Raw genomic sequence first — 21,852 nt, 5'->3', positions numbered from 1 at the left:
ACGATCCCGCCGAGCCTCCCCGCGGGGCGGAGACGCCAGCCGTACCCTGAGGCCCGATGCCCGCCGCGTTCTTCGACCTCGACAAGACGGTGATCGCGACGCCGTCGATGGTCGCCTTCGGGGGACCGCTGCGCCGGGCCGGGATGATCAACCGACGCCTCATGCTCCGGGCCCTGTGGAGCGGCATCGTGTTCCACTACCTCGGCGCCGACGAGGAGCGGATGCGGCGGTTCCGCGAGTCGGCGCTGCGGGTGACGAAGGGATGGGACCAGGCGCTCGTGCGGGGCCTCGTCGCCGACACGCTCATCGACGTGGTGGAGCCCATCGTCTACGACGAGGCCCTCACGCTGATGCGGCGCCACCAGTCCGCGGGCCACCGCGTCGTGCTGATCTCGGCCTCACCCGAAGAGATCGTCGTCCCACTGGGCGACTACCTCGGCGTGGACGAGACGATCGGGAGCCGGGCCCGCATCGACGCCGGCGGCCGGTACACGGGCGAGGTCGAGTACTACGCATACGGCCCGTACAAGGCCGACGCCGTCGAAGAGATCGCCCGCCGCGACGGGCTCGACCTCGCCGAGTGCTGGGCGTACTCGGACTCCGCCACGGACCTGCCGCTGCTGCGCACCGTCGGACACCCGGTCGCGGTGAACCCCGACCGGGCGCTGGCGCGTGTGGCGCGGGCCGAGGGCTGGGAGGTCCGCCAGTTCCGCAACGGCGTGCCGTTGGGCGAGCGCATCCCCCGTCCTGCGCCGGGACGCATCGCCCTGGGGGCGTCGGTCCTCGTGGGAACGATCCTCGGCGCCGCGACGGGCCGGTGGCTGCTCGGCCGTCGACGGGCGGCTCACGCGCCTGCGGCGCGCACCACGCTGGGCGTCGTACCGGGATGGGTGCGGACCGCCGTCTCGGCGGGCCCGGGAGGGGTCAGGCGTCCTGCAGCTTCTTGACCGCGAAGGCGGCGAGAGCGAGCACGACCAGGACCACGAGGAGCTTCTTCATGCGGTGAGCATACGACGCACCCCGGCACGGGGCGAGCGGGCACGGGTAGCGTCACCCGTGGAGGTGTCTGCTGGCCTGGTGGCAGCCCCCGCCTTCAAAGCGGGTGGTGCAGGCGATCCCTGCACGGCGGGTTCGATTCCCGTCCACCTCCGCCACCGCCCCCGGCGGCGTCCGGCCGAGGGGTCCGCGTCCCGAGGTCACCGTCGGCCTCTGCGGGCCCTCGACGAGGTCTCGGGCAGGGAGGAGACTTCCCTAGAGTTGCCGGGCGGCCCCACCGATCGGCCGCGCCCCACCCGCCGCCGACCCGTCCGGTCGCGCTCACCACACCGAGGTCCGCCATGCCGCACGAAGTCCGGGGCGTCGTCGCCCGCGAGAAGGGCGCACCGGTCACGATCGAGACGATCGTGGTCCCCGACCCGGGCCCCGGCGAGGCGCTCGTGCGAGTGCAGGCCTGCGGGGTGTGCCACACCGATCTGCACTACAAGCTCGGTGCCATCGGCGAGGAGTTCCCCTACCTCCTCGGCCACGAGGCGGCCGGCATCGTCGAGGCGGTCGGCCCCGACGTCACCGGGGTCTCGCCCGGCGATTTCGTGATCCTCAACTGGCGGGCCGTCTGCGGCACCTGCCGCTCGTGTCGACGAGGACGCCCGCAGTACTGCTTCGCCACGCACAACGCCACCCGGAAGATGACCCTCGCCGACGGCACCGAGCTGAGCCCGGCGCTCGGCATCGGCGCCTTCGCCGAGAAGACGCTGGTGGCTGCCGGCCAATGCACACCCGTCGATCCGGCCGCCCGACCGGAAGCGGCGGGACTGCTGGGGTGCGGGGTGATGGCAGGGCTGGGCGCCGCGATGTTCACCGGCGAGATCGGACCCGGCGACTCGGTGGCCGTCTTCGGCTGCGGCGGGGTCGGCGACGCCGCCGTCGCCGGGGCCCGCCTCGCCGGGGCCACCACCGTGATCGCCGTCGACCTCGACGCCCGGAAGCTCGAGCTGGCCACGGAGTTCGGCGCCACCCACACCGTCGACGCGTCGACCACCGACCCCGTCGAGGCCATCCAGGCGCTCACCGGGGGCAACGGCGCCGACGTGTGCATCGAGGCGGTCGGCAACCCGAAGGTCTTCGAGCAGGCCTTCTACGCCCGCGACCTCGCCGGCACCGTCGTCCAGGTCGGTGTCCCCGACCCGGAGATGCGCCTCGAGCTGCCGATGATCGACTTCTTCGGGCGGGGCGGGCGCCTGAAGCCGAGCTGGTACGGCGACTGCCTGCCGTCGCGCGACTTCCCGATGCTCATCGACCTCTACCTCCAGGGCCGCCTCGACCTCGACCGCTTCGTCAGCGAGACGATCCCGCTCGACGCCGTCGAGGCGGCGTTCCACCGGATGGAGGCGGGCGAGGTCCTGCGCTCGGTCGTCGTCGTGGCGGACCCGTCATGATCGACCGCGTCGTCACCTCCGGCACCTTCACCCTCGACGGTCAGAGCTTCGACGTCGACAACAACATCTGGGTGGTCGGCGACGACGCCGAGGTCATCGTGATCGACGCCGCCCACGAAGCGGCCCCGGTCGTCGCCGCGGTGGGCGGTCGACGCGTCGTCGGCATCCTCGCCACGCACGGTCACAACGACCACATCAACGTCGCCGCGGAGCTGGCCGACGAGCTCGGGGCGCCGATCTCGATCCACGCCGACGACCTGATGCTCTGGGAGGTCGTCAACCCGGATCGACCGCCCGACGCGCTGCTGCACGACGGGGACCGGGTCCGCGCCGGCGACGTCGAGCTCGAGGTCCTCCACACCCCCGGCCACTCCCCCGGGGGCTGTTGCTTCCTCGATCGGGAGGGCGGCGTGGTGTTCAGCGGCGACACCCTCTTCCAGGGCGGCCCCGGGGCCACCGGCCGCTCCTACAGCGACCGGGACACGATCGTGGCGTCCATCCGCAGCCGACTGTTCACGCTGCCGCCGTCGACGGTGGTGCACACCGGGCACGGCGACTCGACCACCATCGGGGCCGAGCAGGCCGGCTTCTCGGACTGACCGAGTCCCTGGGACCAGGTCAGGGTGTGCGCTCGATGCGCACGACCCGGCAGGTGAAGTCACCGGGGGCCACGACCCCGGACTCCGCCGTCCAGTCGACGGTGCGCTCCGCGGCGACGTCGTCGACCCGCACGGTGGTGGCGGCGAGCTCCTCCCCGACATCGGTCCCGGAGCCGGCGAGGAACGTCGCCGAGATCACGTAGTTCACCGGCTCACTGGTGTAGTTCGTGACGCTGCCCATCGAGACGATCCGACCGGCGGCGTCGCGCTCGCACCGGCCGAGGCGCAGGTCGCGCTGGGGCGGATGATCGAGGTCCTGGCTGGAGGTGGCGATGCCGTACTCGGCCTCGATCTCGGCGAGCCGTTCGGCCTGCTCGGAAGCCGACCCCTCCCCGCCGATGACGCCGGCGAGGGTCAGGCTCACGACGACGAGCACCGTGAAGACCGCCAGGGCCCCCACGACGAGGATCGAGGCCAGGCAGCCCCCGATGCGGCGGGGCCCGACGTCGTCGTGCACGACCTCGGCCGACGGATCGGTCATCGTCGCAGCGTGGTTCGGGCGTCCCTCAGACGGCGAGGAGGTCGCGGGCGCCCGTGTCGGACGACGGGTGCCGCAGCTTCGACATCGCCCGCGCCTCGATCTGCCGGATCCGCTCGCGGGTGAGGTTGAAGTGCTCCCCGACCTCCTCGAGCGTGCGAGGCTCGCCGCGGTCGAGGCCGAAGCGCAGCTTCAGGATCTCGCGCTCGCGCTCGTCGAGCGGCGACAGCAACCGGGAGATCTCCTCGGGCAGCAGTGCCGTGGCCGCCACCTCGAAGGGGGACTCGGCCGACCGGTCCTCGACGACGTCACCGAGCTCGGCGTCGCCGTCCTCGCGCAGCGGCTCGGACAGCGACAGCGGCTCGGCGGCGAAGCGCAGCGCCTCGGTGACCTTGTCCTCGGGCATCTCCACCTCGGCGGAGAGCTCGGCGAGCGTGGCCGGACGCCCGAGCTTGAGCTCGAGGCGGGCCCGGGCCTTCTGCAGGCGGGCCAGCGTGTCACCGGCGTGGACCGGGAGGCGGATGGTGCGCCCGGTGTTGGCGATGCCGCGGGTGATCGCCTGGCGGATCCACCAGGTGGCGTAGGTGGAGAACTTGAAGCCCTTGCGCCAGTCGAACTTCTCGACGGCGTGCATCAGGCCGAGGTTGCCTTCCTGGATGAGGTCGAGCAGTGGCAGGCCCGACGCCTGGTACTTCTTGGCGATCGAGACGACCAGGCGGAGGTTGGACTGCACGAACGTGCGCTCGGCCTCCTCGCCCTGGCGGATCGTGCGGCGCAGCTCGCGTTTGCGGGCGGCGGTGAGGTCGCCCCCGCCCTCGAACTCGACGCGTCCGGCCGCTCCGGCCTCGATGGCCTGGGCCAGGCGGACCTCGTCGTCCTTGGTGAGCAGCGGGTACTGGCCGATGTCGGTGAGGTAGAGACGGACGAGGTCCTCCTCGTCGCGTTCGACTCGCTCCTTGGGCACTGCACACCTCGGTGATTCGCAAAAGTCGAAGCGGTGCCGACGACCACCGTGGGCACGGCCACAGGGTCCGACAACTGCGTGGGCGCCCCCACAATACCGGCCCGGTCAAGACCCCCCACCCTGGGGGTTCGCGACCGCCGACTGCGCTGCATCGCCGCCGGACCACCCTCAGCGGTCAGCTCGGCCGGACCCCGAGGCTCCCGTCACCGACGATCCCGCCCGCGACGACCACGGCGCGCTCGAGCGGGCCCACCGCCGCGGCCACTCGCGACACCGCGTCGGGCCCGGTGGCCAGCGCCTGGAGCAACCGCTCACCCTCGACGAGGTCACCGGTGAGATCGGCGACGGCGATGCCGAGCAGCCGGCGCGCGGCCGCCTCCCGGTGGGGAGTCGCCCAGCCCAGGTGGGCGACGTACGCGGCCACCAGGCGGGGGGCGAGCAGGCGGTACGCCACCGCCAGCTTCTCGACGGTGCGCGTCGGCCCGTCGGCCGCCTGCCGGGCCCGGTCACCCAGATCGTCCAGCCCCTCGGGGGCGACGACGAGCCCGGTGCCCGGTGCACCGGGCAGGAGCTCGAACCAGCGCTCGGCCCGCCAGGCGGCGTGCTCGGCCTGCTCGGCCACCAGCGCCGCGACGTCGTGCTCGGGGATCTCGGGCGCCCACCCGCCGAGCAACGCGAAGAGCTCCTGCTCCGCCCAGCAGTAACGCCCGAGTCGTTCGACGGTCGCCGTCGCACTCGTCGCCCCCTCGGGCGCCGCAGCCGCCCAGGACGGGCCGGGGACGGGGGACGGCGGGGGCTCCATGACGCCGACGCTAGCGGCGTCGGCTGCTCAGCCTTCGTAACGGTTGGTGATGGGGAGCCGGCGGTCCTTGCCGAAGCCCTTGGTGGTGACCCGGGGCCCGGGCGGCGACTGGCGCCGCTTGAACTCCGCCCGGTCGACGAGGCGGACGACCTGATCGACGAGGGCCGGGTCGCCACCCGCGGCGATGATCTCGTCGGGGCTCCGGTCCTGTTCGACGTAGGCCGCGAGGATCGGGTCGAGCACCTCGTAGGCAGGGAGGCTCTGGTCGTCGCGCTGGTCGGGCCGGAGCTCGGCCGACGGGGGCTTCTCGATGGTGCTCGCCGGGATCAGGTCCCGACCGGCGGCGGCATTCCGGTACCGGCAGAGCCGATACACCGCGAGCTTGCCGACGTCCTTGATGACCGCGAAGCCACCGGCGGAGTCGCCGTAGAGGGTGGAGTAGCCGACCGCGGCCTCGCTCTTGTTGCCGGTGTTCAACAACAACCAGCCGAAAGCGTTGGAGAAGCCCATGAGGACGACGGCCCGCACCCTGCTCTGGAGGTTCTCCTCGGTGAGACCGAGGGGATGATCGACGAACGAGGGCTCGAGCATGCCCATCAACGCCACGTGCGCCGGCTCGATGGGCACCACCCGGTGCTCGATGCCGAGGTGCTCCGCGAGCGCGACTGCATCGGCGACGGAGTGCTCGCTCGAGTACCGGCTCGGCATGAGGACGCCGTGCACCCGATCCGCCCCGAGCGCGTCGACGGCGATCGTGGCGACCAGGGCGGAGTCGATCCCGCCGGACAGCCCGATGACCACGTCGGAGAAGCCGTTCTTGACCACGAAGTCGCGGGTGCCGAGCACCAGGGCCTCCCAGAGCTCGGCGTCGGGGGAGAGCGGCGGGGCCACCACCCCAGGCCGGGGTGCGTGGACGGGATCGGAAGGGGCGCGACGGGCGGGTCGGGCGTCGACGACCGGGAGTCGTCGATCTCGGGCCGCGGTCCCGAGATCGACGTCGACGACGAGCAGGGCCTCGCGGAACTGCGGGGCCCGGGCGACCACCGACCCATCGGGGCCCACCACCATCGAGTCACCGTCGAAGACGAGCTCGTCCTGCCCGCCCACCTGGTTGACGTAGACGATGGGGACCCCCGCCTCCACCGCTCGGGCTGCGAGGGTCTGCTCGCGCGCCACCCGCTTGCCGAGGTGGAACGGCGAGGCGTTGATGTTGACCACCAGGTCGGCGCCGCCGCGTCCGAGCTCGGCCACCGGCCCGTCGGCAACCCACGCGTCCTCGCAGATCGACACACCCACCGTGCGACCACCGATGTCGTGGAGGACGAGGGGGTCCGAACCCGGCACGAAGTACCGCTGCTCGTCGAAGACCGAGTAGTTGGGGAGGCGACGCTTCCGGTAGACGCCGGCGAGCCGGCCCTCGGTGCAGACGGCGGCGGCGTTGTACCTCGCCGGCAGCTCCTCGGTCCCCTCGGGCACCGGGCCGGTACGACCCCCCCGGTCGACGTCGACGAACCCGACCACGGTGACGCAGGACCCCGACGCAGCCACCACCGCGTCGAGGATCTCGAGGTTGTGGGCCACGAAGCTCCTGCGGAGCAGGAGGTCCTCCGGTGGGTAGCCGGTCACGGCGAGCTCCGCGAGGGCGAGAACCTCGCACCCCGATCGCTCGGCCTCCGCCATGGCCGCGAGGATCCGCTCGAGGTTCCCCCCGAGGTCGCCGACGACCGGGTTGATCTGGGCGAGCCCGACGCGAACGGAGGCCATGGATCGACACTACGGGCGGATCCGGTCCCTGAACACCCGACCGGGCGCACCACTAGCCTCCTGCGACGTGAGTCGGCCGCTGCCCTCCCAGCTCGAGGACCTCGTGGAACGGAGCGCCGCCCCGGCGCCGGTGGACATCGCCCTCACCAACCTCCGAGACGACACCTCGATCGCCGATTCCCTCGACGCCCTCGACGACCACGCCGCCGAGGCTCTCGTGGCCGTGCTGGCGGCCAGTCGGTCGCTCACCCGGGTGATCGAGGCCGATCCCCACACGGCGCTGGCCACCCTGGCCAAGCTCGACGACCGCCACCCGGTCGACGATCGCGACGTGGCCTCCCTGGTGCGATGGCGCAACACCGAGTTCCTCCGCATCGCGGCCCGCGACCTCGTCGGCACGGATCCACTGGAGACGGTCGGCCTGCGCCTGGCCGAGCTCGGCGCCCAGTGCCTGGCGTCGGCCTGCGCCCTCGCCGAGGCGAACGACAAGGAAGGCCCGGAGGGCGTCCGCCTCGCCGTCGTGGGCATGGGCAAGCTGGGAGGTGCCGAGCTCAACTATTCGAGCGACATCGACGTGGTGTTCGCCGGCGAGGGCCCGCGCGACCGCCTCGAGCGGCGGGCCCGGGCGGTCATGGAGATCGCGGGGCGCTGCTTCCGGGTCGACGCCAACCTCCGCCCCGAGGGCCGCGACGGCCCGCTGGTGCGCAGCATCGACTCCTACGAGGCCTACTGGGACCGCTGGGCCGAGCCCTGGGAGTTCCAGGCCCTCCTGAAGGCCCGTCCCGTCGCCGGCGACGACGGCCTGGGGCGACGATGGCTCGACGCCGCGCAGCGCTGGCTGTGGTCGCGCCCCGTCGACGCCGACACGCTCCGGTCCGTCCGGGCCATGAAGCAGCGCACCGAGTCCGAGGTGGTGCGCAAGGGCATCGCCGGCCGTGAGCTCAAGCGGGGCCCCGGCGGCATCCGCGACATCGAGTTCACGGTGCAGCTCCTCCAGCTCGTGCACGGCCACCTCGATCCCGAGCTGCGGGGCGCCTCCACCCTCCCGATGCTCGCCGAGCTCAAGGGCGCGGGCTACGTCGATGCCGACGACGCCGACGAGATGGCCGAGGCCTACCGCCTGCTGCGCACCGTCGAGCACCGTGTGCAGTTGGTCGACGAACAACAGGTGCACTCGGTTCCCGATGATCCGGTGGCACTCGACCGCCTGGCCCGGGTGATGGGTCTGCGCGACCGACCCGACGCCGGCGCCGGTGAGCAGCTCGCCCGCTCGCTGCGGCGCACGAAACTCGGCGTCAGGGCCATCCACGAGCGGGTCTACTTCCGCCCGCTCCTCGAGGTCTTCGCCGAGGCGGCGCCCGGCGACGCCGCGTTGTCGCCCGAGGCGGCCGTGGCGCGGCTCACGGCGTTCGGGTTCATCGATGCCAAGCGCACGCAGGCCGCGGTCCGCGAGCTCACCCGGGGGCTCAACCGGTCGAGCCGCCTCATGCAGCAGCTGCTGCCGCTCCTCCTCGACTGGCTGTCACAGGCGCCCGACCCCGACCTCGGCCTGTTGTTGGTCCGCAACCTCCTCGACAACGACCGCCGCAGCCGAACCCTCGCCGAGTCGTTCCGCGACTCCCCGGCCACCGCTCGCAACCTCTGCACGCTCGCGGGCACGAGTCGGCTGCTCGGCGACATCCTCCAACGCAACCCGGACCTCGTCTCGCGCCTCGACCAGCCCGACCGTCTCCTCACGCGACCCCGTGAGGCGCTCCTGACGTCCGCCGACAAGGCCGTGCAGTGGCGGGAGCAGCGCGACGACCGCCAGGAGACCCTCCAACGCTGGAACCAGCGGCACATGTTCGGCGTGGCCGCCCGCGACCTGCTCGGCTACGCCGACGTCCGCCGCGTCGGCGCCGATCTGACCCTGCTCGCGGAGGCGACGCTCGAGAGCGCGCTCACCGCGCTCGAGCCGACGATCGGGTTCGCCGTCCTGGGCCTCGGTCGCTTCGGCGGGGCGGAGCTGGCCTACGCCAGCGACCTCGATGTGATCTTCGTGCACGACGGCGAGGGTGCGGCGGGCGCCGACGAGGCGCGTCGCCTCGCCTCGGGTCTCGTGCGCTTCATCGGCGGGTCCACGCCCGCGGCGCGGATCTACGCCATCGACGCCGACCTCCGGCCGGAGGGTCGCAGCGGGCCCCTCTCACGGAGCCTGGCGGCGTTCGACGCGTACTGGCGGGAGAGCGCGCTCACCTGGGAGCGCCAGGCCATGAGCAGGGCGCGGGTCGTGGCCGGCGACGTCCCGCTCGGCGACGAGCTGCTGACCCGCATCGCCCCGTACGTCTGGCGCGACGGCCTCTCGCCGGAGGAGACCCGGGAGATCCGCCGCATGAAGGCGAGGATCGAGGCGGAACGGATCCCCCCGGGGGAGGACCCCGAGTTCCACCTGAAGCTCGGGCGGGGCTCGCTCTCCGACATCGAGTTCACCGCGCAGCTCCTCCAGCTCCGCCACGGCGTGGCCGCCCCCGGGACCCTGGCCGCGCTGCGAGCCCTCGAGGCGGCCGCCGTCCTCTCCGAGGACGATGCCTCGACCCTCGCGGAGGCCTACGAGTTCTGCGAGCAGGTCCGCAACCGCTGGTTCCTCGTCAACTCCGGTCCCGGCGACTCCCTCCCGTCGGGATCAGAGGAGCTGCTGTGGCTGGCCCGCTCCCTCGACACCACTCCCGGGCGGCTACGGGACCGGTACCGACGGGTCACCCGCCGGGCCCGCAAGGTCGTGGAACGGGTCTTCTACGAGCTCCCCGACCAACGGTCCTGACCGGCGTCAGGCGGCGGGAGCCTGGGCGGCGGCCGCCAGCCGGGCCTGTACCCGTCGGTACTCGTCGATCTCGTCGCGCTGGTTGAACCCGACGTCGGAGGCGAACTGGCGCACGTAGGCGTTGGAGCCGTCGGCCGCCGCGAACTCGGCCATCTCCACCCCGGCCTCGTGGTGGGCGATCATCAACTCGAGGAACAGGTCGTTCACCTGCTCGGGGGAAGCGCCGCGCAGCTCCTCGAGCTGCTCCTCGGTGGCCAGGCCGGGCATCTCCGCGGCCGGCATCGGCGCCATCCCCATCCATCCCATCGCCAGCTGCTCGGGATCCGTGCGCCTGGTCAGGCCTCCCCGGCCCAGCACCGACTCCATGACCCCGAGCTCCCAGCGCTGCGAGATGATCACCTCCTGGGCCAGACGGCGGACCTGCGGGTCCGACGCACGGTCGGTGGCGATGATCGACATCTCCACCGCCTGGTCGTGGTGGTCGACCATGTCGATCAGGAAGCCCTCGTCGACGGTGGAGAGCTCGTTGGGACTGGGTTCGGCGAAGGCCCGGATCGCATAGCCGACCGCTCCGGCCAGGAACACGAGGGCGACGACGGCGAGGATCCACTGGCCCGTGCTCCGCGGCGTGAGCGATTCGGCGAGTCCGGGGCCTTCCATGCCCGGGACGTTACCGGTCGCTCCGCCCCCGCCCGGGCGCACCCGCCCGGGAACCGCGAAGGTGGCGGGCGGTAGCGTCGGAGGCGACCAGGCGACGGGAGGCACATGGACGCCGAACGGATCAGGGCCGAACTCGACCACCCGGTGGTCGACGCCGACGGCCACACCATCGAGTACCTGCCGCTCCTGCGGGACCTGGTGGCCGACGAAGGCGGAGGTTCGGTCGCCGACCGCTTCGACGCCCTGGTCGGTTCGGCCGCCGTCCGACGGTCGCTCGACGTCGACACCCGACGGGCCCACGCGGTCGCCCGGACCGGCTGGTGGGCACTGCCGTCCCGGAACACCCTCGACCGGGCGACGGCCATGCTGCCCGGTCTGCTCTACGAGCGCCTCGACACCTTGGGGATCGACGTCGCCGTCCTCTACCCGACCGTCGGTCTGACGGTGATGGCGATCGACGACGACGAGCTGCGTCGGGCCGTGGCGCGAGCGTGCAACCGCTTCTACGCCCAGGCCTACGGGCCCTACGGCGACCGGTTGCGACCGGTGGGCGTCATCCCGACCTACGACCCCGACGAGGCGGTCGCCGAGCTCGAGTACGCGACCGGGGCACTCGGCCTGCGGGGTTTCCTCTTCGGGGGGCTGGTGCTGCGGCCCACACCGGGCCGGGAGCCCTCGGATCGCTCCGCCCGGTGGGCCGACGGCCTCGGGCTCGACAGCGCCCACGACTACGACCCGCTGTGGCGGCGCTGCTCGGAGCTGGCCGTCTCGCCCACCTTCCACTCGACCGGGATCGGCTTCGGCAGCCGCACGTCGCCGACCAACTACGTCGCCAACCACATCGGCAACTTCGCCGCCGGCGGCGAGGCCGTCTGTCGATCGTTGTTCTTCGGGGGCGCGATGCACCGCTTCCCGGAGCTGAGATGGGCCTTCCTCGAAGGTGGGGTGGCCTGGGCCTGCAACCTGCTCGCCGACACCGTCGGGCACTTCGAGAAGCGCAACCGTGACGCGCTGGCCCACTACGACCCTGCGGCGCTCGACCGCGAGGAGCTGGCCGCCCTGGTGCGGCGCTACGGCGACGCGTCGTTCACCGAGCGCGTCGACCGGCTGGGCGAGACCCTGACGTTCCTCTCCGACCCGGACGAGGACGACGCCACCCTCGACGAGTGGGCGACCAGCGGGGTGACGTCCGTCGCCGACATCGTGGCGACGTTCACCGAGCGGTGCTTCTTCGGCTGCGAGGCCGACGACCCGATGAACGCGCTGGCCTTCGACGAACGGGTGAACCCCGGCGGCAGCCGGTTGCGGGCCATGTTCGCCTCCGACATCGGGCACTGGGACGTGCCGGACTTCCGGGGCGTCCTGCCCGAGGCGTGGGAGCTCGTCGAGGGCGGCCTCGTCGACCGCGAGCAGTTCGCCGACTTCATGTTCGGGAACGTCGTCCGGCTGTTCACCGCCACGAACCCCGACTTCTTCGCCGGCACCGCCGTGGAGGCCGAGGCGAAGGCGATGGCCGCCGGCTGACGCTCAGCCACCGGAAGATGGGTCAGAGCGCCCCCTCGAGCTCGAGCAGCGCGACCTTCACCTCGGGTCCCCCGAGGTAGCCGCCGAGGTAGTTGCCGAGCGCCCCGCCGGAGCGCACGACGCGGTGGCACGGGACCACGATGGGCACGGGATTCGTGGCACAGGCCGTCCCGACGGCCCGCGCCGCCCGGGGGCTCGACGTGGTGCGGGCCAGCTCGCCGTAGGAGACGACCGTGCCGTACGGGACGTCGAGGAGGTGCGTGAGCACCTCGGCCCGGAAGCCGCTCGCCAGGCGCAGGTCGACGGCGACGTCGAAGCGGCGACGCGCTCCCTCGAAGTACTCGTCGAGCTCCCGGGCCACCTCGTCGGTGCGGGTGGCCGACCGGAGGATCCTGGGGCTGACGGCCTCGGCCAGGTGGGTGAGCACGAGGTCGTGGTCCTCGAGGTCGAACGCCACGCGCACGAGGCCGGACGGGGACGTGACGACGAGCAGGTCGCCGACCGGGCTCTCGACGACCCGGTACGCGAGGTCGAGCACGCCCGCCCGGTCCGCCTCGTCGGAGAGCCGGCGGCGCAGGACATCCAGGTCGTCCCCGCCGAGCGCCGCGGCGAGGTGATCGGCGACGTCGGGATCGTGGGGAACCGGGTTCACGGTGGTCCTCCCGGGTAGGCGGCGCGGAGCGCGGCGATGCCATCGGCGGCGCAGCGGCGCGCAGCCGCCTGGGTACCACCGAGCAGTTCGGCGACGTCGGCGTAGGACAGGTCGGCCAGGTACCGGTAGGCGATGGCGGCCCGTTGCTTCGGGGGGAGGGCGGCCAGCGCGTCGAGCAACCCGTCGTCAGCGGCCGGCACACCGTCGACGGACACTTCGGGGAGGGTGGCCATCGGCACCGCGCCACGCGCCCGTCGGCGCACCTGGTCGATCGCCTTGCGGTGGGCGATGGTGACCAACCACGCCCGCACGTCGCTCCCTGGGCGCAGCTCGGGGTAGGCCCGCAGCGCGGCGACGAAGGTCTCGGCCCACGCGTCCTCGGCGGCGGCCCGGTCGGCACCGAGCACGGCGCGGCACACCCGGAGCACGACGGCGCCGTGATCGGTCACGACCTGCTCGAACGGTTGCACGCCCACACTCTGCCAACGCCCGTGGGCACGGTGCTGTGAGGTGACGGCCCCGAACCGGGCCCCGTCTCGTCCTCGCCCGGACGCGGGCGGCCTCGCGACCGTTCGGCGGGACGCGCCCACCGTTCGGCGGGTGCTCCGCAGGTCGGCCGCCGGGGACGGCAACCGACCTACGGAGACGACCGACCCGATCTAGATGTCGTAGATCTGATTCAGAACCCATCTGACCTGCGGTTTCACTGCCCAATTTGAGAACGAGTCCGCGAGGAGTCCGCGGAATCCGCTGATCCCGACCGCAGCACCTTGTCGACGGCCACGCGGGCGCGGTCCTCCGACGACGGCATGAGGTGTGTGTAGACGCGGAGCGTGAAGCCCGGATCGGAGTGGCCGAGGTAGTCCGCAAGCGCGCGGATCGACTCACCAGCATCGAGGAGCACCGATGCGTAGAAGTGCCGCAGCGCTTGCATCCCGTTCTCGCGGGTCGGCTCAACGCCGGCAGCTCGGAGTGCCGGCTTCCAGATGTGATGATTGAAGTACGTGCGCACCAGTGGCTTGCGCTCACGGGTCACGAACACGAGCCCCGAGGCCCCGGCGGGGAACCGCCGCACCTGCTCGGAGATGGCCTCAGCCACAGCATCGGGGAGAGGAACCTCACGGGTTTTGCCGCCCTTCGGCGGTGCGATCACCGGCCGCGACTTCACGAGCTTCACCTGCTGACGCACAAGCACCCTGCGACGGAGGAAGTCGACGTCCTCGACCCGAAGGCCGAACACCTCGCCCTGGCGTAGCCCACAGCCCGCGGCAACGAGTGGGACGGACCGGTAGCGGTCGGGGTGCGTCTCGACCACGGCCGCGACCTGCTCGGCAGTCCATGGCACGATGCGCCGCTGCTCGACCTTCGGCGCTCGAACGGACCGAGAGTCGCATGGGTTGCGGGCCAGCAGGCCGTCGTCCACCGCTGCGGACAGGATGGTCGAGAAGTTGGCCAGAAGCACCCGCACGTGCGTCGGCGCGCACTTCGCCTGACGGCACCCGTAGCCTGAGCCCGACGGCCTCGTGAGTGGATACATCGAACGTCTGCGCTGCCAGCCACTGCTCGGCGAAAGCAGAGAATCGGAGCTGACCGGCTTTCGGGTCGACGTAGGTACCCCGCACGAGGTCCGAGGTGACTTGGTCGAGCCACTGCTGGGCGTCAGCCTTTCGGTCGAAGTGCCGAGCGTGCTCTTTTCCCTCGGGATCCCGATAGCGAGCCCGCCACTGGCCTCCGGGTCGCTTCTGAATGCTCGCCACCGGGCACCTCCCATGCTCCTCCCCGCGTCAGGAGGGATCGGATCGTATCGACGGCCAGTGACAGGCACAACGAATCTTCTTTGCGCCGGATGCTTCCTCTCCAGCAGCCTGACCAGTCTCAACCACCGTCAGACGAAGCTGCAGCAGACACGAGCGGCAAACTGCGTGGGAGGTCCGATTTCACCGCGTGGATCGCATCCTTGCCTTCGGGATCAACCGCCGACCTACTTCCGTGCCAACAACACTGTCGCCTCTCGCCCGAGCACGTCGTGGCTGCGAGGCGTCTCGACCAGTCGACGGCCCCGCTCCGACTACGACTACGACTGCGACTGCGACTGCGACTGCGACTGCGACTGCGACTGCGACTGCGACTGCGAGGACAGCTAACGCGCGACGCGTCATCGCAGCACGTGGTCCCTCAACCCTGCGAGTAGGTGTTGCCAGTCCTCGGAGGCTCGGTAGTCATCTTCTAGGGCCAACCGCACGGACTCGCCGGCAGCCACGGCATAGACCTGGTTGGCGGTGTCCGGATGCAGCAGGTACTCGAAGTCGAACGAGCCTTCGAAGCCGAACCAACCGATATCGGCGCCCTGAGACAGTGCGAAGACGAGGCAATCGGTGACGACCGTGCCGAGGTCGGGGGGGAAGTCCGTCCACACCAAGTCGTATTCATAAAGATGGCGGCCTCGGAGGATGCCGGCGTCGTCGTCAAGCTCGTACGACCTGACACGGACGGGTGGGCAGTCGAGGCTGAGGTCGAGCGGCGGAGTAGCCGAATGAGGAGTGACGACGAACATCGACAGAGTGACATCGGTTCCCGACCACGCCAGTGCCGCTCGGAGTCGTTCCATCACAGACCCCACTGAGCGACCTGGCTCGCATCTGGGACGACAGCGGAGATGACACGCCCTTGGTAGGGGCCTTCTTTCGCCACGAACACGACGACTTGACGCCCCCCTGCTTGGCCGGCGAACGCTCTCGTAGCGGTATCACCCAGTCGCCAGTTGAACGTCGCTGATGGATTCCTCAGGATCGGAGATGTGAGGTCCTGGAAGGTCGCTGCCCGGGAGGCGAGGCTCCCTGCGTTGGGGATGAGCCCCTCGTCCATGAGATGGCGCATCGCGTGGCCCCCGCCCGATCGCATGCCCTGGTAGGCACTGCCGACTGCGTCATCGGCGAACCCGATTGCTGATTGTGGGGCAACTCCGGTGGCGGCGCGGGCGGCATAGGCGCCGAGTCCGCCGGCGGCGCCGCCGACTGCGGTGTTGGCGATGGCCCATCCCCAGCTCCACCGGTTTGTGCCGGCGTTGGCGGCGGCGTAGCTGCCGAACCCGACCGCGGCGCCGACGGCGACGCCACAGATGACGCTGGCGCCGCACATCGCGGCGCCGGCGAAACCGGCCGCGAACACTGCGAACTGCCCGGCGACGCGCAGGGCGTTCTCCCACAGGTCGGCGGGGGCGAGGCCGGTTGGGTCGATTGCGTTGAGCGGGGTCCCCCCGGCGTACCCGTAGGGGTCACCGGTGAAGCCGACCAGCGGGTCACGTGACAGGAACTGGGCGGTATCGGGGTCGTAGTAGCGGGCCCGTAGGTACTGCAGCCCTGTTTCGGGGTCGGTGTAGGACCCAGCGAACCCGAATCGGGTCAAGGTGCCCGAAGACGCTTCCAGTTCCCCGTAGGGCAGGTAGGTCGCAGCGCCGGTCTGGTTCCCGGCGCTGTCGGTGACGAGACGCACCGATCCGAGTTGGTCGTGGTGCAGGTACGACACCGTGGACCCGGCGATCTGTTGCACCGGCGCGAGCCCCGGCCCGTACACGTAGCGGGTTGTGACACCGGCGGTCGTCTCCGCGATCAGCTGGGGTACCGAGGTCGACTTGTCCCAGTCGAACGAGGTCACCACCCCCGCCGGTGACGTCTTCGACACCCGCAGGTTGTCGGCGTCATAGGCGTAGGTCCAGGTGGCGGTATCCGCGTAGAACCCTTGGACGTCGAGAGTCACGTCGGTTGACCCGTTGAAGTTCGACACTGTCAGCTTGCCGTCGGCGCTGAGCGGCACGACCGCGAGGTTGGCGACAGTGGCGGTGGTGTAGGCGAGCGTGGAACCTGACGGGGCGGCGGTGCCGGCCCGGTGGACCGTCAACCACGCGGCGAACCCGCTCGGAGCGACCGCCGTGACGTTCACGAGCACCGCGCTGACCCCGCTGGTGGGGATACCGCCTTGCCCGGTGATCTGAACGGTGCGGGCCTGACCGGCACTGAGTCGGGTGCATCCCGGCGCGTCGCACACCCCGACCCGCGACGGCGGCGGGCGGGTGTCGAGCACCCGGGTCGGGGTGACGACGTTGAACGCCTGGTTCGACGCGCTGGGCGCGGACACCCACCCGACTACGTCGAAGACCACGTCGGTACCTGCGAACAGGCTTGCCACCGACACCTGCCCGTTCGCAGCGACCGGCACGAACGACAACGCGGAGACCACCTGCCCGGCGCTGTAGGAGACATTGATCGTCCCTGGCTGGGGCGCGCCGGCCGCCCACGCCGTCAACAACCCGGCCCCGGTGCCGTTCACGGCGGTGATGTTCACCACAACCTGCTGCACCCCTGTGACTGGGACACCACCACGCCCGCTGACCTGGACCGTCCTGGACCCGAACGCCGGGACGGTCGTGCACTGCGGTGTCGTCGTTGGGCACAACCCGGTTCGGGTGCTTGTGCGGGTGTCGAGGATCCGGGTCGGGTTGATCGCGGTGAGCTCCCCGCCGGCTTGCCCGGTCGGGGTGGCGTACCAGCCGACCACATCAACGATCACGTCAGTCTGGGTTTGTGCCCAGATGTTGATCGTGCCTGTCGACGACAGCGCCGTAATCGTCAGGTTCGTGATCGTCGCCCCGGTGAGGTAGTTCACGTTCGAGGTGTTCGGCCGCGACCCCGGACCCCACACCGTCAAGAACCCACCACCGGTCGACCCGATCGATGTGACATTCACCGCCACCGCCGCCACGCCTGACGTCGGGATCCCACCCTGCCCGCTCACCCGCACCGCCCGGGTCCCACCTGAGGGGACCGTCGTGCACTGAGCGGTCGTGGTCGGACACAGCCCTGCGCGTTGGGGTGCCGGGCGGGTGTCGAGGACCCGGGCCGGCGTTGCGAGCGCGGTGTACTGCCCGCCCGACCCACCCTGAGCCGGCACCGACGCCGAAGTCAACCGATTGGCTTGGTCGTAGCCGAATGACGTTCCGACGCCAGCCGTCGGGGTTTCGGTGATCCGGTTCCCGCGCTGGTCGTAGGTGAATCCCGTTGCGCTTGACGGTGGAGTCGAGCACCCCGAACCGGCCGTCGCTGCCACCCAGCAGAGCTGGCCGCCCACGTTGGCTGCCTGGAATCGACCTTGGAGGCCGGTCACGTTGTTGGCGGCGTCATAGGTGAACGGCGTCGCGTTACGGGATCCGAGCTGATTCAGCCCGGTGTAGGTGAAGCTCGAGTTCGTGCCCGGCAATGAGGTGAGGTTCTCGCCGGTGACCCGCCCGAGGCTGTCTCCTCGGGTGAACGTGGCGCCGGCAAGGATCGTGGTGCCCTTGCGGTATGTCGCCGACGTCATCCGACCGGCGTTGTCGTAGCCGAACGTGTCAGCGTTGACCGACGACGGGAACGTGGTGGTGGTGTGGTTGGCGTCGGCGTCGTAGCCAAAGGTCGTGGAGCGCCCGGTGCCGTCTTTGACCTCGACGAAACGCCCCGCGTCGTCATAGACCCGTTCGACCAGCGGCCCGGTCGGACCTTGCAGCTTTTCGAGGTTGCCGGCGAGGTCGTAGCGGTAGGTCGTCGTTCGGCCCGCAGCTGTCGACGACTCCAGACGGCCGAGGGAGTCCCACGACCACGACGTGACGACCCCGCCGGTCTCGGTTACTGCCGAACGGCGCCCGGCCGGGTCGTAGTCGACCGAGGTGACGTCACGGGTGCCCGGGTCGGAGTAGTCGATCGCCTTCAGCTGGTTGACGTCGTCCAACTGGTTCGCGTCGTTGTAGGTGTAGGTCACGCAACCGACCTTTGTTACGGCCGCGCAGTTCCCACCCGGGTCCTCCCTCGACTCGAGGTTCCCCGACTTGTCGTAGACATACCTCGTCACCTGGCCCAGAGGGTTCGTCTGGGTGATCAGCCGATCGAGCGCGTTGTACGCGAAGACGGTCTCCTGGCTGGCAGCATCGATCTGCTTGCGGAGCATCCCGTCGTCGAAGTACTCGTTGCGAACCAGCGACCCACCTGGGCGTGTGATGGTGATCAACTGGTCGTTGGCGTCGAACGCGTAGCCGGTTGTGGCACCCAAGGCGTCGGTGACCGAAATCAGGTTGCGGTTCTTGTCGTAGACGTTTGTCACCGACCCGCCCTCTGGGCCCGCGACGGTCGCGACATCGCCGTGAGCCGTGTAGGTGTAGGTGGTCGTGAAGTTCGCGGCGTTCGCGCCGGCGACGTTCCCCCGAGGACTGACCGACGTCAACAACCACCCCTGGTTGTTGAACGTCGATGTCGTCTTGAACAAAAGCGGGTCGGTGACCTGATCGCGGTAACCCAAGGCGTCATACCGGTAGGTCCACACCTTGCCGCGCGGGTCCACCATCGAGGTGACATCACCCCGGTGGGCGGGATCATCGCGACGGAACTGAACCGTCTCCGCGACTGCCGGGGAGGAGCCCACCAGCGGCGTCGACCGCGACAGGAGATTCGCGTTGGCGTCATAGGTGAACGTCGTCACCACCCCAGCGCTATCAGTGACCGTCAACGGCTGATTGAAACCGTTGAACGTCGCTGACGTGGTCCGGTTCAGCGGATCCTTCGTAGTAGTCCGATTGCCTCTGGTGTCATAGGTCGCCGTCCAGATCTTCCCCCTCGGGTCGGTGACCTTCGTGATCCCCAGGGTCCTCAGGTCGTACTCGAACAGCCACGACGCCGCATCGGGCGTGCCGAAGCCCTTCGTCGCCTTCGTCCGCAACCCGTTGGTGTAGTAGTCCACCGAGACGTCACCGGTGGGGTCGGTGACCTTCGTCTCCCCCGCCACGGAGTAATCGAACACCGTGGCCTTGCCGAGACGATCCGTCTGCAACGTCACCCGACCCGACGTGTCATAGAGGTTCGACAGAACCGGCGGGTTCGCGACCCCCTCACGGTTGGGATCACGAACCGTCGACAACCGACCGCTCGTGTCGTAGGAGTACACCCACTTCCCGCCAGCCACGTCGGTCACACCGGTCAGTCGCAATAAGGCGTCGTAGGAGTAGAGGACCTCCCGGCCTGGTGAGCCAGGCCCCACCACCTTCGTGATCCGATCACCTGACCACGTGAACGTCATCACCCGGCCGGCGGCATCTGTGACCGTCGCCAACTTCCCCGACGTCGGGTTGTATCCCAGCGTCGTCGTTTCGCCATTGAGATCCCTGATCGAAATCAACCGCCCCGACGAATCGAACTGGAAGACCTCCCGCTCGTTGCGGGTGAAGGTCCAGGTGCCGTTCGTCTCCTGTACCAACCTCGCCGTGAACCTGTCGGGGGAGCGCCACACGCCGTTCGTCAGCCCGAAGGGAACCCGTGAGCCTCCTTCTTGAATGACGGTCGCGTTGCCGGCAGGTAGGTCCAACACCAAGGCCATTCCGTAGCTGAACGACCAGCCGGGGCCGAACGAACTGACTCGGGTTGCGTCCAGGGAGTTGTAGGCCCGGGCGAGCGCCAGACCAGGACCACGCCCAGGTACCGCCAGATCCGACTGAGCGAGATGGAAGTTCCCAGTCGCCGTGTTGACCGGGTCGGCTTCCGCGCCCTGCGCGCTGTTCCCGTTCGGCATCGCCGGATTGGATCCGAGCGTCTCCAACGGGTCCGGCGAACACTGCTTCCCACCGGGTACCGACAAACCGAAGTTCCAGTCGTACCGAAAAGCGAATAGCGCCTGGTCGCCTGAGAAGACGACGTTCACCAGCTGGCTTGGACCGCTGTTCACCCATTGCGCGGAGACCGGAGTCGAACCCCCAGCCGGGGTATCGCCAGACACTCCGAAGGGACTGAGTGACCACGGCATCGGGGCACCGAACAAGGACTCGAGGTTTCGGACGGTTCCGCTGACGGTGACAGTCCCCCCCGCCGGAACCCAGAACGTCCCCGACAACTCCCCCGTGACCACTGAGTTGTCGAAAGATCCGCGCAGACCCCCGCCGGAACAAATCGTCCCGAGCGGTTCCGCGACGGCTGGGCGATCTTGCCCACTCGGCGCCACGACCAACAGCGACGCCACCAGAACAACGACAAGGACCTTCGCCACCGACCGAAGCACCATCTCGGGTCCCCCTCCGAACTGGACGTGTGCAGCGCCGGCTCGACCCCTCAAGCGAGGCGCCTTTCCAGAAACGTAAACCCGGCTGAGTCGACGGGCAAGGGCCAACTTGGGCCTGCCACACAGACATGCGTCGGGCAGCGCGTCTTCGATTGATCCCCCAGACCCGAGCGCTCACCGCGAGTCTCCGCGCGACGGTCCGGTGGGTTGGCAGTGGGGTTAGGGGGTGGGCGTTCTCACCCCTGAGTCCTGTTCGGTCTCCCGATTCTGGATGTTGGGCGACCGGTCCGGGTTTCGGGGTGGGTCTGTCTAGAGACGGATCACTTCCGTCACCGTCCTCCCCGACGGCCGGACCCGAGCTCCAGGAGACCTCCTTGATGGACATCGACACTCTGCCTGACATGTTGCGGGTCGACGAGGCCGCGGCGGTGCTGCGGATCAGTCGCAGCCGGGCCTACGACGAAGTCGCCGCCTTCCAGCGCACCGGCGGTGTCGAGGGCTTGCCCTCGATCCGCATCGGCCGGACTTTGCGGGTCCCGAAGCGGGCGTTGTTGGCGTGGATCGACGCGCAGCTCGGCGGACCGAATGCCGCGTGAGCGCCGCCGGCTCGTGATCGACCTCGACACGGCAGCGGCGATCCGCGCTCAGGTCGGGCCGACCGGCTGGCTGGTACTCGAAGCGATCGCCGCACACGCACCTCCCGGTCAGGGCGTGGTCGAGGTGCGATGCAGCTCGCGGTCGGTCGCCGGGATGCTCGGTGTGTCGAAGGACTCGGTGGCTCGCGCGTTCCGATGCTTGACCGGCGCAGGGTTCGTCGAGCGCGTCGATCATCGCAACGAACGCTCGGGTCGGTTCTCGTCGACGACGTACCGGGTCGATCTGGCCGCGGCGGGCATCACGGTCGTGACCGTGTCGCACGACGACGACCCGGGACCGGTCCCAACGGGGCCACCGCGCACCAACCAGCGCCCTCCCGGCGACCAGCTCAGCCTCCTGACCTAGCGCGACCCCCTCCCTCGACACCGCCGTGGCGCCCCGCCCTCG

17 protein-coding genes and 1 tRNA gene are annotated in these 21,852 nt (G+C 70.3%); 8 read left to right on the top strand and 10 right to left on the bottom strand.

Going from position 1 to position 21,852, the window contains the following annotated elements; translation table 11 throughout:
- The first annotated feature begins 56 nt into the window (after window positions 1-56).
- The 4 genes from MUE36_10715 to MUE36_10700 all read left to right on the top strand — a co-directional run bounded on the left by MUE36_10715 (window position 57) and on the right by MUE36_10700 (window position 3,034).
- Complete coding sequence (locus MUE36_10715; GenBank protein ID MCU0311399.1) at window positions 57-947, top strand: HAD-IB family hydrolase; 891 nt, start codon at window positions 57-59, stop codon at window positions 945-947.
- Between the two features lie 111 nt (window positions 948-1,058).
- Window positions 1,059-1,154, top strand: a tRNA-Sec gene (locus tag MUE36_10710).
- Between the two features lie 183 nt (window positions 1,155-1,337).
- The gene (locus MUE36_10705) at window positions 1,338-2,435 is read left to right on the top strand and encodes an S-(hydroxymethyl)mycothiol dehydrogenase (protein MCU0311398.1); all 1,098 of its coding nucleotides are present in this window, start codon (window positions 1,338-1,340) and stop codon (window positions 2,433-2,435) included.
- Window positions 2,432-3,034: an MBL fold metallo-hydrolase gene (locus MUE36_10700; protein MCU0311397.1), complete on the top strand. Its 603-nt coding sequence runs from the start codon at window positions 2,432-2,434 to the stop codon at window positions 3,032-3,034. The genes MUE36_10705 and MUE36_10700 overlap by 4 nt, the downstream gene beginning before the upstream one ends.
- Before the next feature lie 19 nt (window positions 3,035-3,053).
- On the opposite strand, the gene MUE36_10695 is transcribed toward MUE36_10700, so the two are convergent.
- The 4 genes from MUE36_10695 to MUE36_10680 form a co-directional block, all read right to left on the bottom strand.
- Complete coding sequence (locus MUE36_10695) at window positions 3,054-3,575, bottom strand: hypothetical protein (GenBank protein ID MCU0311396.1); 522 nt, start codon at window positions 3,573-3,575, stop codon at window positions 3,054-3,056.
- A gap of 25 nt (window positions 3,576-3,600) precedes the next feature.
- Entirely contained in the window at window positions 3,601-4,536 is a 936-nt protein-coding gene (locus MUE36_10690) for a sigma-70 family RNA polymerase sigma factor (protein MCU0311395.1), read from the bottom strand.
- A gap of 175 nt (window positions 4,537-4,711) precedes the next feature.
- A complete protein-coding gene (locus MUE36_10685) occupies window positions 4,712-5,338 on the bottom strand; it encodes a hypothetical protein (GenBank protein MCU0311394.1) in 627 nt (208 codons plus the stop codon).
- A 27-nt stretch (window positions 5,339-5,365) separates the two neighbouring features.
- Window positions 5,366-7,102, bottom strand: a complete 1,737-nt coding sequence (locus tag MUE36_10680) for an NAD+ synthase (protein MCU0311393.1) — start codon at window positions 7,100-7,102, stop codon at window positions 5,366-5,368.
- A gap of 67 nt (window positions 7,103-7,169) precedes the next feature.
- On the opposite strand from MUE36_10680, the gene MUE36_10675 reads away from it, so the two are divergent.
- A complete protein-coding gene (locus tag MUE36_10675; protein MCU0311392.1) occupies window positions 7,170-9,902 on the top strand; it encodes a bifunctional [glutamine synthetase] adenylyltransferase/[glutamine synthetase]-adenylyl-L-tyrosine phosphorylase in 2,733 nt (910 codons plus the stop codon).
- Between the two features lie 6 nt (window positions 9,903-9,908).
- Here the strand turns inward: MUE36_10675 and MUE36_10670 are convergent, their stop codons facing one another.
- Window positions 9,909-10,562, bottom strand: coding sequence for a DUF305 domain-containing protein (locus tag MUE36_10670; protein MCU0311391.1), 654 nt, complete (start codon window positions 10,560-10,562; stop codon window positions 9,909-9,911).
- A gap of 105 nt (window positions 10,563-10,667) precedes the next feature.
- Between MUE36_10670 and MUE36_10665 the strand changes: the two genes are divergently transcribed.
- A complete protein-coding gene (locus MUE36_10665) occupies window positions 10,668-12,086 on the top strand; it encodes an amidohydrolase family protein (GenBank protein ID MCU0311390.1) in 1,419 nt (472 codons plus the stop codon).
- A 22-nt stretch (window positions 12,087-12,108) separates the two neighbouring features.
- Here the strand turns inward: MUE36_10665 and MUE36_10660 are convergent, their stop codons facing one another.
- The 5 genes from MUE36_10660 to MUE36_10640 all read right to left on the bottom strand — a co-directional run bounded on the left by MUE36_10660 (window position 12,109) and on the right by MUE36_10640 (window position 20,454).
- On the bottom strand, window positions 12,109-12,738 hold the full coding sequence (locus MUE36_10660) for a methylated-DNA--[protein]-cysteine S-methyltransferase (GenBank protein ID MCU0311389.1): 630 nt from the start codon (window positions 12,736-12,738) through the stop codon (window positions 12,109-12,111).
- Window positions 12,735-13,208 carry a sigma-70 family RNA polymerase sigma factor gene (locus MUE36_10655; GenBank protein ID MCU0311388.1) on the bottom strand — a complete coding sequence of 158 codons (474 nt, stop codon included), beginning with the start codon at window positions 13,206-13,208 and terminating at the stop codon, window positions 12,735-12,737. Before MUE36_10655 ends, MUE36_10660 begins: the two co-directional genes overlap by 4 nt.
- A gap of 233 nt (window positions 13,209-13,441) precedes the next feature.
- Window positions 13,442-14,200 carry a site-specific integrase gene (locus tag MUE36_10650; GenBank protein MCU0311387.1) on the bottom strand — a complete coding sequence of 253 codons (759 nt, stop codon included), beginning with the start codon at window positions 14,198-14,200 and terminating at the stop codon, window positions 13,442-13,444.
- A gap of 693 nt (window positions 14,201-14,893) precedes the next feature.
- Window positions 14,894-15,346: a hypothetical protein gene (locus tag MUE36_10645; protein ID MCU0311386.1), complete on the bottom strand. Its 453-nt coding sequence runs from the start codon at window positions 15,344-15,346 to the stop codon at window positions 14,894-14,896.
- The gene (locus tag MUE36_10640; GenBank protein MCU0311385.1) at window positions 15,346-20,454 is read right to left on the bottom strand and encodes a DUF6531 domain-containing protein; all 5,109 of its coding nucleotides are present in this window, start codon (window positions 20,452-20,454) and stop codon (window positions 15,346-15,348) included. The genes MUE36_10645 and MUE36_10640 overlap by 1 nt, the downstream gene beginning before the upstream one ends.
- A 731-nt stretch (window positions 20,455-21,185) precedes the next feature.
- Here MUE36_10640 and MUE36_10635 point away from each other — a divergent pair.
- Together MUE36_10635 and MUE36_10630 are read left to right on the top strand one after the other, a co-directional pair.
- Window positions 21,186-21,404, top strand: coding sequence for a helix-turn-helix domain-containing protein (locus MUE36_10635; GenBank protein ID MCU0311384.1), 219 nt, complete (start codon window positions 21,186-21,188; stop codon window positions 21,402-21,404).
- 13 nt (window positions 21,405-21,417) lie between these two features.
- Window positions 21,418-21,810 (top strand): hypothetical protein, encoded by a 393-nt coding sequence (locus MUE36_10630; protein ID MCU0311383.1) that lies wholly within the window; start codon window positions 21,418-21,420, stop codon window positions 21,808-21,810.
- The last annotated feature ends 42 nt before the right edge of the window (window positions 21,811-21,852 follow it).

Source organism: Acidimicrobiales bacterium, from assembly GCA_025455885.1.
GTDB lineage: Bacteria > Actinomycetota > Acidimicrobiia > Acidimicrobiales > Acidimicrobilacustridaceae > Rhabdothermincola_A.
This window is presented reverse-complemented; position numbering and strand designations above follow the sequence as displayed.

Excerpts from the sequence above, each read along its gene's own strand:
- MUE36_10715 (MCU0311399.1), top strand. The coding sequence starts at position 57 with ATGCCCGCCGCGTTCTTCGACCTCGACAAGACGGTGATCGCGACGCCG.
- MUE36_10705 (MCU0311398.1), top strand. The coding sequence starts at position 1,338 with ATGCCGCACGAAGTCCGGGGCGTCGTCGCCCGCGAGAAGGGCGCACCG.
- MUE36_10700 (MCU0311397.1), top strand. The coding sequence starts at position 2,432 with ATGATCGACCGCGTCGTCACCTCCGGCACCTTCACCCTCGACGGTCAG.
- MUE36_10695 (MCU0311396.1), bottom strand. The coding sequence starts at position 3,575 with ATGACCGATCCGTCGGCCGAGGTCGTGCACGACGACGTCGGGCCCCGC.
- MUE36_10685 (MCU0311394.1), bottom strand. The coding sequence starts at position 5,338 with ATGGAGCCCCCGCCGTCCCCCGTCCCCGGCCCGTCCTGGGCGGCTGCG.
- MUE36_10680 (MCU0311393.1), bottom strand. The coding sequence starts at position 7,102 with ATGGCCTCCGTTCGCGTCGGGCTCGCCCAGATCAACCCGGTCGTCGGC.
- MUE36_10670 (MCU0311391.1), bottom strand. The coding sequence starts at position 10,562 with ATGGAAGGCCCCGGACTCGCCGAATCGCTCACGCCGCGGAGCACGGGC.
- MUE36_10665 (MCU0311390.1), top strand. The coding sequence starts at position 10,668 with ATGGACGCCGAACGGATCAGGGCCGAACTCGACCACCCGGTGGTCGAC.
- MUE36_10645 (MCU0311386.1), bottom strand. The coding sequence starts at position 15,346 with ATGGAACGACTCCGAGCGGCACTGGCGTGGTCGGGAACCGATGTCACT.
- MUE36_10635 (MCU0311384.1), top strand. The coding sequence starts at position 21,186 with ATGGACATCGACACTCTGCCTGACATGTTGCGGGTCGACGAGGCCGCG.